The organism is Streptomyces sp. NPDC051041 (assembly GCF_044456065.1).
In the GTDB taxonomy this organism is placed as follows: Bacteria; Actinomycetota; Actinomycetes; order Streptomycetales; family Streptomycetaceae; genus Streptomyces; species Streptomyces glaucus.
Genome location: NZ_JBITFM010000032.1, coordinates 1 through 15,954, shown reverse-complemented (window position 1 = coordinate 15,954; position 15,954 = coordinate 1). Strand labels below are relative to the sequence as shown.

The window sequence follows — 15,954 nt, the reverse complement described above, 5'->3', positions numbered from 1 at the left end:
GTGGGGGGGGGGGGGGGGGGGGGGGGGGGGGGGGGGGGGCGGGGGGGGGGGGGGGGGGGGGGGGGGGGGGGGGGGGGCCCCCCCCCCCCCCCCCCCGCCTCCTTTCGCGGCGGGTCCTCCGCCGAGGAGGGCACGCCGGCCCACGGTGCGCCTGCCGCGGGGTTCCGGGGAACGGGACGGGGCCGCGGGGGCGAAGGCCGCGCGGGGCGCGGTTCACGGACCGGCGGGACCGGCCGCGCCGTGGGCCTCGGCGTCCGCCCGCGCCGAGCTTCTCGCCCTGCGGGCGGGGCCGCGCCAGCCGCAGGTGCAGCGGGCCATGGCGAAATGGCCCCTCTCCACCGTCGTCGTGCGGTGTTCCGGGGAGTCCCCGGGCAATTCCGTATCGTCCTGCTGCGCCACGGCGGCAACGTTAGCGAGGGCGGGTGAACGCCGTGCGCACGAGCCGCGTGACGGCCTCACCTACCCGTCGTTAACCGGAACGACACGGGGTCCGGGACGAACACGGCGGCTGGGGGCAGGCAGACGATGACCGGGCGGCAGCGCAGGAGGTCCGGCGGTACGGCGGTCGTGGCGGGCGTCGTGGCCTGCGTCTGTCTGGGCGCCGGCGGCTGCGTCGGCAGCGGTGCCGCCATCGGCGCCTCCCGCGCGGACGACCCGGTCGGGGAGCTGCGCCGGGCCGCCGACCGCCTGGTGCACGCGGGCAGCTCCCGGACCCGCACGTCGATGGAGATGGCCATCGGCGGCACCCGGGTGACCATCCGCGGCGAGGGCGTGTACGACTACCGGGAGCGGCTCGGCCGGCTGACGGTGCTGCTCCCCCAGGACCCGGCCGGAACCAGCGGGAACCGGCCGATCACCGAGCTCCTCGCGCCGGGCGCCCTCTTCATGAAGAACCGCGGCGCCGGGGTGCCCGCCGACAAGTGGGTCCGGGTGGACACGGCGACGCTCTCCGACGGCAACCTGGTGACCGGCGGCGCCACGGACCCGCTCGCCGCCGCCGAGGTGCTGCGCGGGACACGGCAGGCGACGTACCTGGGACGGACCGAGGTCGCGGGGACCGAAGTGCGCCACTACCGGGGGACCGCCGACCTCGCGGCGGCGGCCAGGAAGACCCCGGCCGGCAGCGGCGGGCCCCTCGCGGCGGCGGCGAAGGGGTTCGCCACCGCCGTGGTCCCGTTCGACGCCTACCTCGACGGGCAGGGGCGGATCCGCAAGGTCAGGCACCGGTTCAGCTTCGTCAACGGGCAGCGGGAGACCGCCGTCGCGGTGGCGTCGACGACGCTGCTGTACGACTTCGGGGCCCCCGCGCGCGTCCGGCTGCCGAAGGCCGGGGACATCTACGCCGGCCGGATCGCCGAGCACTGACCGCGCGCGTGCGCAAGCACACCGGGCGTCGAGAACTAGCCCGTCCGTGCCATGCGCGGGGCGCGGGCCGCTCCCTACTCTAGGAAGCCGGTGACGGCAGGGACGAGGTGATGCGCGTGGCTCCGGTCGGCGGTACGGCGGTTCAGGACCACGTGGCCCTCGCCGAGATCGAGCTGTGCGGAGAGCTGATCATCGCGGCCTCGGCCGCCCGGGAGCGGCTCAGCCTGGAGAGCATCGACAAGGTGCTGAAGGTGGCCGAGGAGCGGGAACGCGGCACCGGCCACTGACCCTCAGGTCCGCAGCAGGCGTCCGATGGCCTTCGTGGCCTCCTCCACCTTCGCGTCGATCTCGGCCCCGCCCTTCAGGGCCGCGTCGGCGACGCAGTGGCGCAGGTGCTCCTCCAGGAGCTGCAGGGCGAAGGACTGCAGGGCCTTGGTGGAGGCGGACACCTGGGTGAGTATGTCGATGCAGTAGACGTCCTCGTCGACCATCCGCTGCAGCCCGCGGATCTGGCCCTCGATCCGCCGCAGCCGCTTGAGGTGCTCGTCCTTCTGCTTGTGGTAGCCGTGCACGCCCCGGTCGTGGTCGGTCACCACGTCCGTCCCGTCGCTCTCCACGGCCGTGGAGGGCGCCCCGGCGCCGGCCTCTGTGGTCGTCATCGCGTCCTCCTGTGTGAGCAGACAGCCGACACATACCCCTGGTGGGTATATGGTAGCGAATTTCGCTGGGTATATGCCCCTTGGCCGATGCCGTGCGCAGTGGCCGGTCCGGGTCCCCGGCCGCCCCCCTGCTCATCACCGTGCTCGATGGGCGACACTGGAGGGCGGCCCGTTAGCCGTGGCCGGATGATGCGCCTAGCATCAGCCTGACCGAAACCGATGCATCCCGAGGACCCCACGTGCGCTTTCGTCTGACCCCCAGGGAGACGAGCTTCTACGACATGTTCGCCGCATCCGCGGACAACATCGTCACCGGCTCGAAACTCCTCATGGAACTGCTCGGGGCGGACGCCTCCGCCCGGGCCGAGATCGCAGAGCGTATGCGGGCAGCGGAACACGCGGGTGACGACGCCACGCACGCGATCTTCCACCAGCTGAACTCCTCGTTCATCACGCCGTTCGACCGCGAGGACATCTACTCCCTCGCCTCGTCCCTCGACGACATCATGGACTTCATGGAGGAGGCCGTCGACCTGGTCGTCCTCTACAACATCGAGGAACTGCCCAAGGGCGTCGAACAGCAGATCGAAGTGCTGGCGCGCGCGGCCGAACTGACGGCCGAAGCGATGCCCCATCTGCGGACGATGGACAACCTCACCGAGTACTGGATCGAGGTCAACCGGCTGGAGAACCAGGCCGACCAGATCCACCGCAAGCTGCTCGCGCACCTCTTCAACGGCAAGTACGACGCCATCGAGGTCCTCAAGCTCAAGCAGATCGTGGACGTACTGGAAGAAGCGGCCGACGCCTTCGAGCACGTGGCGAACACGGTGGAGACCATCGCGGTCAAGGAGTCCTGAGGCCCGTCCATGGACACCTTCGCTCTGGTCGTGACCATCCTGGTCGCGCTCTTCTTCACCTACACCAACGGCTTCCACGACTCCGCCAACGCGATCGCCACGTCCGTCTCCACGCGCGCCCTCACGCCGAGGGCGGCGCTGGCGATGGCCGCGGTGATGAACCTCGCCGGCGCCTTCCTGGGCTCCGGCGTCGCCAAGACCGTCAGCGAGGGCCTGATCCAGACGCCCGAGGGCTCGACGGGGATGGGCATCCTCTTCGCGGCCCTGGTCGGCGCGATCGTCTGGAACCTCATCACCTGGTACTTCGGCCTGCCCTCCTCCTCCTCGCACGCGCTGTTCGGCGGCATGGTGGGGGCGGCGCTGGCCGGCGGTACGACGGTGTACTGGCACGGCGTCCTGGAGAAGGTCGTCATCCCGATGTTCGTGTCGCCGGTGGTGGGCCTGCTGGCCGGCTACCTGGTGATGACGGTGATCATGTGGATCTTCCGCCGGACCAACCCGCACAAGGCCAAGCGCGGCTTCCGCATCGCGCAGACCGTCTCCGCCGCCGGAATGGCCCTCGGCCACGGCCTCCAGGACGCCCAGAAGACGATGGGCATCGTGGTGATGGCGCTGGTCATCGCCGATGTCGAGGAGTACGGCGACCCGATTCCGGTCTGGGTGAAGATCGCCTGCGCGGTGATGCTGTCCCTCGGCACGTACGCGGGCGGCTGGCGCATCATGCGCACCCTGGGCCGCAAGATCATCGAGCTGGACCCGCCCCAGGGCTTCGCCGCCGAGACCACGGGCGCGTCGATCATGTTCACCACGGCGTTCCTGTTCAAGGCGCCGATCTCCACCACCCACGTCATCACCTCGGCGATCATGGGCGTGGGCGCGACGAAGCGGGTGAACGCCGTGCGCTGGGGCGTCGCCAAGAACATCGTCCTCGGCTGGTTCATCACGATGCCGGCGGCGGCGGCGGTGGCCGCGTGCGCCTTCGGCCTGGTGCATCTGGCGTTCCTGTAGCAGCGCCGGGGCCGCGCCCCGGGGCTGGACGCGCGGCCCGGAGCGGCCCGCGCCGCCCCTGCCCGCGGCTCGGCGGCGCCGGCTCGGCGGCACGGCCGAGCGCCACGCGCGCGGGTCGCGCTCCACACGCCCCGCGGCTCGTACGGGGCGTCGGGGCGCCGTCCGCCTCCGCCACCGCGTCCTCGTACGGATCGCCGGGGCGACCGTCCGCCTCCGCCGCCGTGCCCGTACGGGCCGGTGCGGGCCGGTGCGGGCGGTCCCGGCCGGAACGCCGACGGGCCCGCCCTCCGGGAGCCGGAGGGCGGGCCCTTCTCGGCCTCGCGGTGGCACCGCCATGCAGCACCGCGAGGGGTCTTTCGGGCAGACCGGCGTCGGCCTAGCCGAAGCGGCCGGAGATGTAGTCCTCCGTCGCCTGCACCGACGGGTTGGAGAAGATCCGCTCCGTGTCGTCGATCTCGATCAGCTTGCCGGGCTGCCCCACCGCCGCCAGGTTGAAGAACGCCGTGCGGTCCGACACCCGCGCCGCCTGCTGCATGTTGTGCGTCACGATGACGATCGTGAAGCGCTCCTTCAGCTCACCGATCAGGTCCTCGATCGCCAGCGTCGAGATCGGGTCCAGCGCCGAGCAGGGCTCGTCCATCAGCAGCACGTTCGGCTCGACCGCGATCGCCCGCGCGATGCACAGCCGCTGCTGCTGGCCGCCCGACAGACCGGAGCCCGGCTTGTTCAGGCGGTCCTTCACCTCGTTCCAGAGGTTGGCGCCCCGCAGCGACTTCTCGACGATGTCGTCCAGCTCGGACTTCTTGTAGGAACCGTTCAGCCTCAGCCCCGCCGCGACGTTGTCGTACACCGACATCGTCGGGAACGGGTTCGGCCGCTGGAAGACCATGCCGACCTCACGCCGCACGGCCACCGGGTCGATCCCGGGCCCGTACAGGTTCTCGTCGTCGAGCATGACCTTGCCCTCGACCCGGCCGCCCGGCGTCACCTCGTGCATGCGGTTGAGCGTGCGCAGGAAGGTGGACTTGCCGCAGCCGGAAGGGCCGATGAAGGCCGTCACGGAACGGGGCTCGATGGTCATCGAGATGTCCTCGATGGCCAGGAAGGAACCGTAGTAGGCGTTGAGGCCGCTGACATCGATGCGCTTGGCCATGTGAATCACTGCTTCTTTCGGGTCGCTGACGGTCTTGTCCGTGGCCGCGCGTCAGCGACCGGTCTTCGGGGCCTTCCAGCGGGCGATGCCGCGGGCCACCAGGTTGAGGATCATGATGAACGCGATGAGCGTCAGGGCCGCCGCCCAGGCGCGGTCGTACGCCGCGCCGTAGCCGCCGCTGTTCGAGTACTGGAGGTAGATGTACATCGGCAGCGAGGCCTGCGGGTCGGAGAAGGGGTTCGCGTTGATGAAGTTCGTGCCCCACACCAGCAGCAGCACCGGGGCGGTCTCGCCGGTGATGCGGGCGATCGCCAGCATCACACCGGTCGTGATGCCGCCGATCGACGTCGGCACGACGACCTTCAGGATGGTCCGCCACTTCGGCACGCCCAGCGCCAGCGACGCCTCGCGCAGCTCGTTCGGCACGAGCTTGAGCATCTCCTCGGTGGAGCGGACGACCACCGGGATCATCAGGATGGACAGGGCGAGGGAGCCGGCGAAGCCGGAGTAGCCCATGTCCAGGATCACGATCCACAGGCTGAGGATGAACAGGCCCGCCACGATCGACGGGATGCCCGTCATGACGTCGACGAAGAAGGTGACGGCGCGGGCGAGGTTGCCCCGCCCGTACTCGACCAGGTAGATCGCCGTCAGCACGCCGATCGGCACGGAGATCAGGGTGGCGATGCCGACCTGCTCCAGGGTGCCGAGGATGGCGTGGTAGATGCCGCCGCCGGGCTCGGTGTCCGAGACGACGCCCATCGAGTGGGAGAGGAAGTAGCCGTCGAGGACCTTCACGCCCTGCCGGGCGGTCTCCCACAGGAGGGAGAGCAGCGGGATGACGGCGAGGAGGAAGGCGACCCAGACCATGCTGGTCGCCACCCGGTCCTTGGCCTGGCGCCGGCCCTCGACGCGGGCCGAGATGCCGTACGAGCCGAGGACGAACAGCACCGCGGCGATCAGGGCCCACTGGATGTCGCTGTCCAGCCCGGCCGCGAAGCTGATGCCCAGGCCCAGGGCGATGGAGCCCGCGGCGACCGCCCAGGGGAACCACTTGGGCAGGGTCGCGCCGCGCAGGCTGCCTGCGGGCTTGGCGGACTTCTCCGCGAGGGATGAGTGGCTCATGCGTTGGCCCCCGAGTACTCCTTGCGGCGGGCGATGATCAGACGGGCCGCGCCGTTGACCAGCAGGGTGATGACGAAGAGCACCAGACCGGAGGCGATGAGGGCGTCCCGGCCCATGGGGGTGGCCTCGTTGAACTTGCTGGCGATGTTCTGGGCGAAGGTGCCGCCGCCCGGGTCGAGCAGGCTGGCCTTGATGTCGAAGATCGGGGAGAGGACCATGGCCACGGCCATGGTCTCGCCGAGCGCGCGGCCGAGGCCGAGCATCGAGGCGGAGATCACGCCGGAGCGGCCGAAGGGCAGGACGGCCATGCGGATGACCTCCCAGCGCGTGGCGCCGAGGGCCAGGGCCGCCTCCTCGTGCATCCGCGGGACCTGCCGGAAGACCTCGCGGCTCACGTTGGTGATGATCGGCAGGATCATGATCGCCAGCAGGATGCCGACGGTGAACAGCGAGCGGGGCTCGTCGCCGTTCCACGACAGGATGCCCGTCCAGCCGAGGTAGTCGTCCATCCAGCCGTAGAGCCCGTTCAGGTGCGGCACCAGGACGAGGGCGCCCCACAGGCCGTAGACGATGGACGGCACGGCGGCCAGCAGGTCGATCACGTACGCGATGGGGCCGCTGAGGCGGCGCGGGGCGTAGTGCGTGAGGAACAGGGCGATGCCGACCGCGATCGGGACCGCGATGGCCATGGCGATGATCGACGACACGATCGTGCCGAAGACCAGCACCGCGATGCCGAACTGCGGCGGGACGCCGCTGGGGTTCCACTCCAGGTGGGTGAGGAAGTTCGCCTCGTTCTTGCTGATCGCGAGGACGGCGCGGTAGGTCAGGAAGACCGCGATGGCGGCCATGATCACGAGTACGAAGATGCCGGATCCGCGGGAGAGCCCGAGGAAGATCCGGTCGCCGGGCCGCGTGGCGCCACGGGCGGCGCGCTTCTGCTCGGCCTCGGACGGCTGGGGTGCTGGGGGAGCGGCTGTGTTCTGTGTGGTGGTGTCCATCGGGATCTCCGGTCTGCGGAGCCGCCCGCGGGTCGGGGGCTCCTGGCGGCGGTGCACCGGACGGTGCGGTCCGGCCCCGGCCGGGGCCGGACCGCACGCTCGGGTCAGCTCAGACCCGAGATGGTCTCGCGGACCTTGGTGATGATCTCGTCGGGCATCGGGGCGTAGCCGGCCTGCTCCAGCAGGCCCTGGCCCTCCTCCGAGGCGATGTAGTTCAGGAAGGACTTGGTGGCGGGCAGGGTGTCCGCCTTGTTGCCCTTGTCGCAGACGATCTCGTAGGTGACGAGGACGATCGGGTAGGCGCCGTCGGCGGACGGCGTGTAGTCCAGCTCCAGCGCCAGGTCCTTGCCGGTGCCGACGACCTTGGCCGCGCCGATGGCCGCGGTGGCGTTCTCGATGGTGGCCTTGACCGGCTCGGCGGCCTCGGTCTTGATGTCGACGGTCTTGATGCCGCCCTTGGCGTAGGAGAGCTCGAAGTACGAGATCGCGCCCGAGACCTGCTTCACCTGCTGGGCCAGGCCGGAGGAGCCCTGCGCGGACTGGCCGCCCTCGGCCTCCCAGGACTTGCCCGGCTCGTACTTCCAGTCCTTGGGCGCGGCGGCCTTGAGGTACTTGGTGAAGTTGTCGGTGGTGCCGGACTCGTCGGAGCGGTGGAAGGCCTGGATCTTCAGGTCGGGCAGCTTGGCGCCGGGGTTGAGCGCCGCGATGGCCTTGTCGTTCCAGTTGGTGATCTTGCTGTCGAAGATCTTGGCCAGCGTGGCGGCGTCGAGGACCAGGGTGTCCACGCCCGGGACGTTGAAACCGACCGCGATCGGGCCGCCGACCATCGGCAGGTCGATGCCCTGGCCGCCGGAGCAGATCTTCTTGGACGCCTCGACCTCTTCGGGCTTCAGCGCGGAGTCCGAGCCGGCGAACGCGGTCTGGCCCTGGGTGAACGCGGTGATGCCCGCGCCCGAGCCGTCGGGGCGGTAGTTGATCTGCACGTTCTTGCAGGCAGCGGTGTACTGCTTGACCCACGCGTCGATCGCGTTCTTCTGGGCGGAGGAGCCGGAGGCCTGGAGCTGGCCCTTGGCGTCGCCGCACTCGATGTTGCCGGCGGCCTGGGTGTTGGAGGTCTCGTCACCGTTGGAGCCGCCGGTGTCGTCCGAGCCGCACGCCGAGAGGGCCAGGGCGCCGGAGACGGCGAGTGCGCCGAGGGCGAGGGCCCGCCGGTTCATGCGCTGAAGCTTCACTTTCGGGAGTTCCTTCCAGGAGCCGCCGTCCCAGACGTGGCGGCGTGCGAAGACTGGACGATGCGGCCGCGTGGTCGAGGTCTGTCGAGTCGCGATTCGCATCGGGTGAGGCCGAAATTAGGCAGAACAGGTGAAGCCGCCTATGGCCGGAAGTGAACGGGGGGTGAACCCCTGTGGACGGTGTGGTTAGGTAACGGAAGGCTCACGTCGAGGACACGGTGTTGTTCCGACTGCTGCGACTATGGCAGGTGCGGGGTGTCCAGCAGGGCGTCGATCAGGGCGCGGTCCCTCGACTGAGTGAGGCGCAGCCGGGCGGCGGCGGGGGAGAGCCACAGGACGCGGTCGACCTCGTCGGTCGGGGTGAAGGCGCCGGCGACGGCCTCGGCCGCCCAGTAGCGGACCTGTTTGGGGCGGCCGTTCGCGACATAGCGCAGGGTGGGCAGGGCGGGGCCCGGCGCGGCGGTGTACCCCGTCTCCTCCTCGACCTCGCGCAGGGCCGCCGCCAGCGGTTCCTCGCCCCGCTCCACCTTGCCCTTGGGGTGGGACCAGTCGTCGTGTTTCGGCCGGTGGACGAGGCATATCTGCAGCCCGCCGTCGACGGGCGAGCGGCGCCACAGGACGCAGCCGGCCGCCTGGACGGTGCCGTCGCCGGGGGTGCTCACCGGGTGCTCGCCGTCTCCTGGAGATGGGGTCACGACGTGCCGACGGCTTCCTTCTGCCAGCAGTGCCGGAACGCGTACCGGGCCGCCTCCACCTCGTGCCGCTGGTCGGCGTGGAGCACGCCGAGCGCGTACGCCGTCGCCGGGGCGATGCGCGGCGTACGGGCGGCCTGGGCCGCGGCGGCCGCCGCCTCCGAGGCGTCGCGGTGCCGGTCGAGCGCCTCGCCGGCGGCGAGCAGCCGTACGTCCGCGGGATCGGGCGCGCCGTGGACGACCTCGCGGGCGTAGCGGTGCAGGCGGAGCAGCAGGCGGACCTGGTGCCAGGGCGCGTCCTGCGGATGCGGGACCGGGTCCGGGGACAGGCCGTGCACCAGCGCCTCCGCGTTGTACGGGTGCCCGGCGGTGACCAGGGGCAGGGCGGCGATCGCGTCCGTCAGCCGCTCCTCGGCCGCCGCCGCGAGGGGGCGCAGATCGGCGCCGGCCGCGCCGTCGGCCAGCGGGACCTCGCTGGCCAGCACGGCGACCTTGTCGGCGACCGCGTGGAAGCGGGAGGAGCCCAGGGCCTGCAGGGCGGTGGAGTGGGCCCGGGTGCGGGCCAGGGTCAGCTGCCGTTCCAGCAGGGCGCCCGCCTTCGCCGCGCCCACGGTGAGGTTGCCGCGTTCCGCGGTGGCGGTGGAGGCGGCGGGGCCGGCGCCGCCCGGTGCCGCGGAGCGGCCGTCCGCGGCGGAGCCGCCGGCCATGGCCACGTCGGCCGCGCCCGCCGGCCGCGCCGGGAACACCGGCGCCCCCGACAGCCGGTGCAGGGCCTGGAGCAGCCGCTCCAGCCGGGACGCGTAGGCGTGTTCCAGCGCCAGCGTGCCCGACACCCAGGCCAGTTCGGGGCGCATGTCCTCCGCCCAGTCGGCGTCGAGCAGGGCCTGGAAGGTGTGCAGGCTGCCGCTGATGCGGCGGGCCGAGCGGCGGAGCGCGCGAGCCGCGTCGACGGACCCCTCCGGGCCGCCCGCGCCGGTCTCCCGGTGCAGGCGCAGCGCGCGGAGGAACTCCGTGGCCTGCGCCCGCAGATAGCCCGCCAGGGCGTCCGCGGGCACGGGGCCGGCCGTGTGGTCCGTCGGGTCAAGGTGCTGCGTTGCCACGCCGGCGCCTCCGGGCGTCTATGAGCATTTCCTGGACGTTGCGCAGGGGATGGCCGTCCGCGTCGGTCGCGTGCCGGGTCCACTCGCCGTCCGGTCCGAGGTGCCAGGAGGCGGTGGAGTCGGACATGCCGGTCTCCAGCAGGCGGTTGAGCGCGGCCCGGTGGGCCGGGTCGGTGACCCGGACGAGAGCTTCTATCCGGCGGTCGAGGTTGCGGTGCATCATGTCGGCGCTGCCGATCCACACCTCCGGCTCGCCGCCGCCCCCGAAGGCGAAGATCCGGGAGTGCTCCAGGAAGCGGCCGAGCACGGACCGGACCCGGATGTTCTCCGACAGGCCCGCCACGCCCGGGCGCACCGCGCAGATGCCGCGCACCCACACGTCGACCGGCACGCCCGCCTGGGACGCGCGGTACAGGGCGTCGATGACCGCCTCGTCGACGATCGAGTTGACCTTGATGCGGATGTGGGCGGGGCGTCCGGCACGGTGGTGCTGGATCTCCTTGCCGATCCGCGCGATCAGGCCGTCCCGCAGGGACTTGGGGGCGACCAGCAGGCGCCGGTAGGTCTCGCGGCGGGAGTAGCCGGAGAGCCGGTTGAAGAGGTCGGAGAGGTCCGCGCCGACCTGCGGGTCGGCGGTGAGCAGGCCGAGGTCCTCGTACAGGCGGGCCGTCTTCGGGTGGTAGTTGCCGGTGCCGACGTGGCAGTAGCGGCGCAGCGTGTCGCCCTCCTGGCGGACGACGAGCGACAGCTTGCAGTGGGTCTTCAGGCCGACCAGGCCGTAGACGACGTGGCAGCCGGCCTCCTCCAGCTTGCGCGCCCACTTGATGTTGGCGTGCTCGTCGAACCGGGCCTTGATCTCGACCAGGACGAGGACCTGCTTGCCGGACTCGGCGGCCTCGATGAGGGCGTCCACGATCGGGGAGTCGCCCGAGGTCCGGTACAGGGTCTGCTTGATGGCCAGCACGTCCGGGTCGGTGGCCGCCTGCTCCAGGAAGGCCTGCACCGACGTGGAGAAGGAGTCGTACGGGTGGTGCAGCAGCACGTCCCGCTCCCGCAGCGCGGCGAAGATGTCCGGCGGGGAGGCCGACTCGACCTCGGCGAGGTCGCGGTGGGTGCCGGCGACGAACCTGGGGTACTTCAGCTCGGGCCGGTCCAGGCTGTGGATGCGGAAGAGGCCGGTGAGGTCGAGCGGGCCCGGCAGCGGGTACACCTCGGCCTCGGTGATCTTCAGCTCGCGCACCAGCAGGTCCAGCACCTCCCGGTCGATGGACTCCTCGACCTCCAGGCGCACCGGCGGGCCGAAGCGGCGCCGCATGAGCTCCTTCTCCAGGGCCTGGAGCAGGTTCTCGGCGTCGTCCTCCTCGACCTCCAGGTCCTCGTTGCGGGTGACCCGGAAGGTATGGTGCGCCAGGACCTCCATGCCCGGGAACAGCTCCTCCAGGTGGGCGGCGATCACGTCCTCCAGCGGGACGAACCGGCCCGGGGAGGCCTCCAGGAAGCGGGAGAGCAGCGGCGGCACCTTCACGCGGGCGAAGTGCCGGTGGCCGTTGACCGGGTTGCGCACGATGACGGCCAGGTTCAGGGACAGGCCGGAGATGTACGGGAAGGGGTGCGCGGGGTCGACCGCCAGCGGGGTCAGCACCGGGAAGATCTGATGCCGGAACAGGGTGAAGAGCCGGGCCTGCTCCTTCTCGGCCAGCTCGTTCCAGCGGACCAGGCAGATGTTCTCCTCGGCGAGGGCGGGGGCGACGTCCTCGTGGAAGCAGGCGGCGTGCCGGGCCATCAGCTCGCGGGAGCGGGCCCAGATCATCTCCAGGACCTCGCGGGGCTGCAGCCCGGAGGCGGAGCGGGTGGCCACGCCGGTGGCGATGCGCCGCTTCAGGCCGGCGACCCGGACCATGAAGAACTCGTCGAGGTTGCTGGCGAAGATCGCGAGGAAGTTCGCGCGCTCCAGCAGGGGCGTGCTCGGGTCCTCGGCGAGTTCGAGGACGCGCTCGTTGAACGCCAGCCAGCTGCGCTCCCGGTCGAGGAACCGGCCCTGCGGCAGCGGGGCGCCGTCCGGGTGCGACTCCTCGTAGGTGTCGAGGTCGGCGTCGAGATCGGGTTCCAGGTCGGAGACCGACCCGGCCACGGTGCGAGCGCGGTGGGCGGCTATGGAACCCACGGAGGGCTGTGCGTGCTGGACCGGCGCCTGGGTCTCTTGCTGGCTCATGAACCCATTCTTCCGCGCACGGGGCGTTACGGGCGCGTCGGAAGCAGAGGGCGGGCGCGTCGCGGCACGGCGCGTGTCCCCGTTCCCCGCGCTCCCCCCGGAGGGTGGCGAAGGCTCTGGCACGGCGGGCTTCATTCGCCGAGCGTCGCAAGCCTGTCTGAATCGGCGGTTACGGAGACATGACGTATGGGATAGCGGGGGGCGGACCGCGGGCGTCTGCGGCGGTGCGCGGCCCGGGGCGCGTCCGCGCCCGGGCCGGTGCGTCGGCGGGTGGCGGCCGGGGCGGGCACGGCGGCGCGCCGCGGCCGGGGGCGGGGAGAGGCAGGCGGGCGCGGGGGCGCGGCAGCCGTGAGGCGGCGGGGCCGGCGGGGCGCGCGAGGCGACCGGGGGCGGGAGGCCCTCGCCCGGCGGGCCGGCGGGCCGGCGGGCGGCCGCGGCCGGTGCCGGGCGGGAGCGGGCAGGGGAGGACCGGGGTGACCGGGGCGGCGACGGGGGTGCCGCCCGGCCGTGCCGGAGTCCGTCCGGTGCGGGGGCGTGCCGGACCCGGGGGCGCCGGGCCCGGGAAGGGGCCGTCAGGTCTCGGTGCGGTACATCAGGTCGGTCTCGTACGTCGTGAAGCCCATCCGCTCGTACACGGACACGGCCGCCTTGTTGTCGGCGTCGACGTACAGCATCGCCGTCGGCAGCCCCCGGTCCGCCAGGTGCCGCAGGCCGATCGTGGTGAGGGCCTTGCCCAGGCCGCCGCCCTGCGCGTCGGGGCGGATGCCGAGGACGTACACCTCGCCGAGTCGCTCCGCGGCGTGCACCTTCGTCCAGTGGAAGCCGATCAGCTCCCCGCCGCGGAAGGCGAGGAAGAAGCCCGCCGGGTCGAACCACGGCTCGGCCTTGCGGTCGTCGAGGTCCCGCTGGGTCAGGGAGCCCTGCTCGGGGTGGTGGGCGAAGGCGGCGGCGTTCACGGCGAGCCAGGCCGCGTCGTCCTGTCCGGGCACGAAGGCGCGGACGGTCACGCCCTCGGGCAGGACCGGCTCCGGCAGGCCGAACCCGGTCAACGGACGCCGCATCTGCCGCAGTTCGCGGAACAGGGTGAGGCCGAGGACCTGCGCGAGGTGGCGGGCGGCGGAGTGCCCGCCGTGCGCCCACACCCGCAGCCGCTTGCCGGACGCGGCGAGCAGCGCGGCGCCCAGCGCCCGCCCGTGCCCCCGCCCCCGGTGCGCGGGATGCACGACCAGTTCGGCGGCCGGCGGCTCCACCGGGTCGGTGTCCTCCAGCTGGGCGTAGCCGACGAGTTCGCCGCCCGCGGTGAGCAACAGGTGGGAGACGCCCTGGCGTTCCCCGCCGCGCAGGTACAACCGCCCCTGCTCGGACACCGCCTGCCGCCCGTCGACGCGGGCGGCCTCGTCGAGCAGGGCGAGGACGGCCCCGGTCCGGTCCGGGGAGAGCGCGGCACAGGTCTCGATCGAGCGGGTGCGGCCGGTCGGCGCGATGTCGTCGTCGCTGGTCATGCGTACGAGGGTACGGGCCGGAACCGCCCGGCGGGGGAAAGAAGCAACCAGGATGTAACCCTTGACCCTCTGTTGTGCTACGCGCGTCGACTCTAGGCTGCGCCGGACGGGCCACCACCTTGAGCCGAACACAGGGGAGTCAATGCCAGCCAGTTCCCAGTCGGACCGCCGGCGTCGCGGACGCCGTACGCGCCGTCTTCTCGCGCTCGCCGCCGGCGCCGCCACCGTCGGCGCGCTCACCGCGGCCGCGCTGCCGGCGTCCGCCGGCGCGGGCCACAAGCCGGGCGGTCACGGGACGAGCCGTTACCAGGACGTCCAGTTGCTGTCCTTCAACGACCTGCACGGCAATCTGGAGCCGCCGGCCGGCTCCTCCGGCCGGGTCACCGAGCTCCAGGCGGACGGCACGACGAAGACGGTCGACGCCGGCGGCGTCGAGTACCTCGCGACCCACCTGCGCCAGGCCCGCGAGGGCGAGAAGTACTCCATCACCGCGGCCGGCGGCGACCTGGTCGGCGCCTCGCCGCTGCTCTCCGGCCTCTTCCACGACGAGCCGGCCATCGAGGCGCTGAACCGGCTCGACCTGGACGTCACCTCGGTCGGCAACCACGAGTTCGACGAGGGCGCGCGCGAACTGGCCCGCCTGCAGAACGGCGGCTGCCACCCGACCGACGGCTGCTACACCGACGAGGAGTTCGAGGGCGCCGACTTCCCCTACCTCGCCGCCAACGTCCTCGACGAGAAGACGGGCAGGCCCGTCCTCAAGCCGTACTGGGTGTGGAAGAAGAAGGACGTCAAGATCGGCTTCATCGGCGTCACCCTGGAGGGCACGCCGGACATCGTCTCCGCCGAGGGCGTCAAGGGCCTCACCTTCAAGGACGAGGTCGAGACCATCGACAAGTACGCCAAGGTGCTGCAGAAGCAGGGCGTGAAGTCGATCGTCGCGCTCGTCCACGAGGGCGGCTTCCCGGCCTCGGCGTCGTACAACTACGACTGCGACTCCCCGGGCGCGGGCGACGGCGTCTCGGGCCCGATCGTCGAGATCGCCAGGAACGTCACGCCGCAGGTGGACGCGCTGGTCACCGGCCACACCCACAACGCGTACGTGTGCACGATCCCCGACCCGGCGGGCAAGCCGCGCACGGTCACCTCGGCCGCGTCCTTCGGCCGCCTCTACACCGACACCACGCTGACCTACGACCGGTGGACGGGCGACATCGCCCGTACGGCCGTGAAGTCCGCCAACCACGTGGTCACCCGGGACGTCCCCAGGGCGGCCGACATGACCGAGCTGATCGACCGGTGGAACACCCTCGCCGCGCCCATCGGCAACCGCCCGATCGGCTACATCTCCGGTGACATCGGCAACTCCGGCACCGAGTCCCCGCTCGGCGACCTGATCGCCGACGCGCAGCTCGCCCACGGCAGGAAGCTGGACCCGGAGACCGACCTGGCGCTGATGAACCCCGGCGGCATCCGGGCCCCGCTGACGTACGCGGCCAAGGCCGGCGAGGGCGACGGCGTGGTGACGTACGCCGAGGGCTTCACCGTGCAGCCGTTCGCCAACACCGTGAACCTCCAGGACCTCACCGGCGCCCAGCTGATCCAGGTGCTCAAGGAGCAGGTCAGCGGCGCGAACCAGGCCGCGCCGAAGATCCTGCAGGTCTCCTCGGGGCTGACGTACACGCTGGACCTGACGAGGACCGGCGCGGACCGCGTGGTGACGGACTCCATCCGGCTGAACGGCGCGGCCATCGACCCGGCGGCCACCTACCGCGTCGCGAGCAACAGCTTCCTCGCGGGCGGCGGCGACGGCTTCCCGACGCTGGGCCAGGGGACCGACGACCTGGTCGGCGCGGACGACCTGACCGCGCTGGAGGAGTACCTGACGGCCAACTCCTCGCCCGCCGACCCGATCGCCCCGCCGAAGGCGGACCGGATCACGATCGTGGGCTAGGTGTATTGGCCTGCAGCGTTGTTGACACGGCTGATCGGGGGCTGGCCTGCGAGTGCGGTGTGGCAGCGATGGTAGTTGTAGGTGTGCAGGA

14 protein-coding genes are annotated in these 15,954 nt (G+C 72.0%); 5 read left to right on the top strand and 9 right to left on the bottom strand.

The features are described from left to right. Positions 1 to 525: 525 nt before the first annotated feature. Both ACIBAI_RS28450 and ACIBAI_RS28445 read left to right on the top strand, forming a co-directional pair. On the top strand, positions 526 to 1,365 hold the full coding sequence (locus ACIBAI_RS28450; protein WP_399038637.1) for a hypothetical protein: 840 nt from the start codon (positions 526 to 528) through the stop codon (positions 1,363 to 1,365). A 110-nt stretch (positions 1,366 to 1,475) separates the two neighbouring features. Continuing rightward, the gene (locus tag ACIBAI_RS28445) at positions 1,476 to 1,652 is read left to right on the top strand and encodes a hypothetical protein (RefSeq protein WP_399038635.1); all 177 of its coding nucleotides are present in this window, start codon (positions 1,476 to 1,478) and stop codon (positions 1,650 to 1,652) included. A gap of 3 nt (positions 1,653 to 1,655) precedes the next feature. Here ACIBAI_RS28445 and ACIBAI_RS28440 read toward each other — a convergent pair whose 3' ends face one another. Continuing rightward, positions 1,656 to 2,024, bottom strand: a complete 369-nt coding sequence (locus tag ACIBAI_RS28440) for a metal-sensitive transcriptional regulator (protein ID WP_344601503.1) — start codon at positions 2,022 to 2,024, stop codon at positions 1,656 to 1,658. Positions 2,025 to 2,263: 239 nt separating this feature from the next. Here ACIBAI_RS28440 and ACIBAI_RS28435 point away from each other — a divergent pair, with 239 nt between their 5' ends. Together ACIBAI_RS28435 and ACIBAI_RS28430 are read left to right on the top strand one after the other, a co-directional pair. Continuing rightward, entirely contained in the window at positions 2,264 to 2,884 is a 621-nt protein-coding gene (locus ACIBAI_RS28435; RefSeq protein WP_029382179.1) for a DUF47 domain-containing protein, read from the top strand. 9 nt (positions 2,885 to 2,893) lie between these two features. Continuing rightward, positions 2,894 to 3,892, top strand: a complete 999-nt coding sequence (locus ACIBAI_RS28430; RefSeq protein WP_399038633.1) for an anion permease — start codon at positions 2,894 to 2,896, stop codon at positions 3,890 to 3,892. A gap of 376 nt (positions 3,893 to 4,268) precedes the next feature. Here ACIBAI_RS28430 and pstB read toward each other — a convergent pair whose 3' ends face one another. The 8 genes from pstB to mshD all read right to left on the bottom strand — a co-directional run bounded on the left by pstB (position 4,269) and on the right by mshD (position 13,909). Next, on the bottom strand, positions 4,269 to 5,045 hold the full coding sequence (gene pstB / locus ACIBAI_RS28425; protein WP_344601509.1) for a phosphate ABC transporter ATP-binding protein PstB: 777 nt from the start codon (positions 5,043 to 5,045) through the stop codon (positions 4,269 to 4,271). Positions 5,046 to 5,096: 51 nt separating this feature from the next. Beyond that, complete coding sequence (gene pstA / locus ACIBAI_RS28420; protein ID WP_399038630.1) at positions 5,097 to 6,170, bottom strand: phosphate ABC transporter permease PstA; 1,074 nt, start codon at positions 6,168 to 6,170, stop codon at positions 5,097 to 5,099. Next, positions 6,167 to 7,171: a phosphate ABC transporter permease subunit PstC gene (gene pstC, locus ACIBAI_RS28415; RefSeq protein WP_399038628.1), complete on the bottom strand. Its 1,005-nt coding sequence runs from the start codon at positions 7,169 to 7,171 to the stop codon at positions 6,167 to 6,169. Before pstC ends, pstA begins: the two co-directional genes overlap by 4 nt. A 104-nt stretch (positions 7,172 to 7,275) precedes the next feature. Further along, positions 7,276 to 8,403 (bottom strand): phosphate ABC transporter substrate-binding protein PstS, encoded by a 1,128-nt coding sequence (gene pstS, locus ACIBAI_RS28410; protein WP_399038626.1) that lies wholly within the window; start codon positions 8,401 to 8,403, stop codon positions 7,276 to 7,278. A 239-nt stretch (positions 8,404 to 8,642) separates the two neighbouring features. After that, complete coding sequence (locus tag ACIBAI_RS28405) at positions 8,643 to 9,098, bottom strand: NUDIX hydrolase (protein ID WP_399038624.1); 456 nt, start codon at positions 9,096 to 9,098, stop codon at positions 8,643 to 8,645. Then, positions 9,095 to 10,195 (bottom strand): CHAD domain-containing protein, encoded by a 1,101-nt coding sequence (locus ACIBAI_RS28400; RefSeq protein ID WP_399038623.1) that lies wholly within the window; start codon positions 10,193 to 10,195, stop codon positions 9,095 to 9,097. The genes ACIBAI_RS28405 and ACIBAI_RS28400 overlap by 4 nt, the downstream gene beginning before the upstream one ends. Beyond that, positions 10,176 to 12,542 carry an RNA degradosome polyphosphate kinase gene (locus ACIBAI_RS28395; protein WP_399038621.1) on the bottom strand — a complete coding sequence of 789 codons (2,367 nt, stop codon included), beginning with the start codon at positions 12,540 to 12,542 and terminating at the stop codon, positions 10,176 to 10,178. Before ACIBAI_RS28395 ends, ACIBAI_RS28400 begins: the two co-directional genes overlap by 20 nt. Before the next feature lie 437 nt (positions 12,543 to 12,979). Next, positions 12,980 to 13,909 (bottom strand): mycothiol synthase, encoded by a 930-nt coding sequence (gene mshD / locus ACIBAI_RS28390; RefSeq protein ID WP_399038619.1) that lies wholly within the window; start codon positions 13,907 to 13,909, stop codon positions 12,980 to 12,982. Positions 13,910 to 14,051: 142 nt separating this feature from the next. Here mshD and ACIBAI_RS28385 point away from each other — a divergent pair, with 142 nt between their 5' ends. After that, positions 14,052 to 15,863: a bifunctional metallophosphatase/5'-nucleotidase gene (locus ACIBAI_RS28385; protein ID WP_399038617.1), complete on the top strand. Its 1,812-nt coding sequence runs from the start codon at positions 14,052 to 14,054 to the stop codon at positions 15,861 to 15,863. Positions 15,864 to 15,954 lie beyond the last annotated feature (91 nt).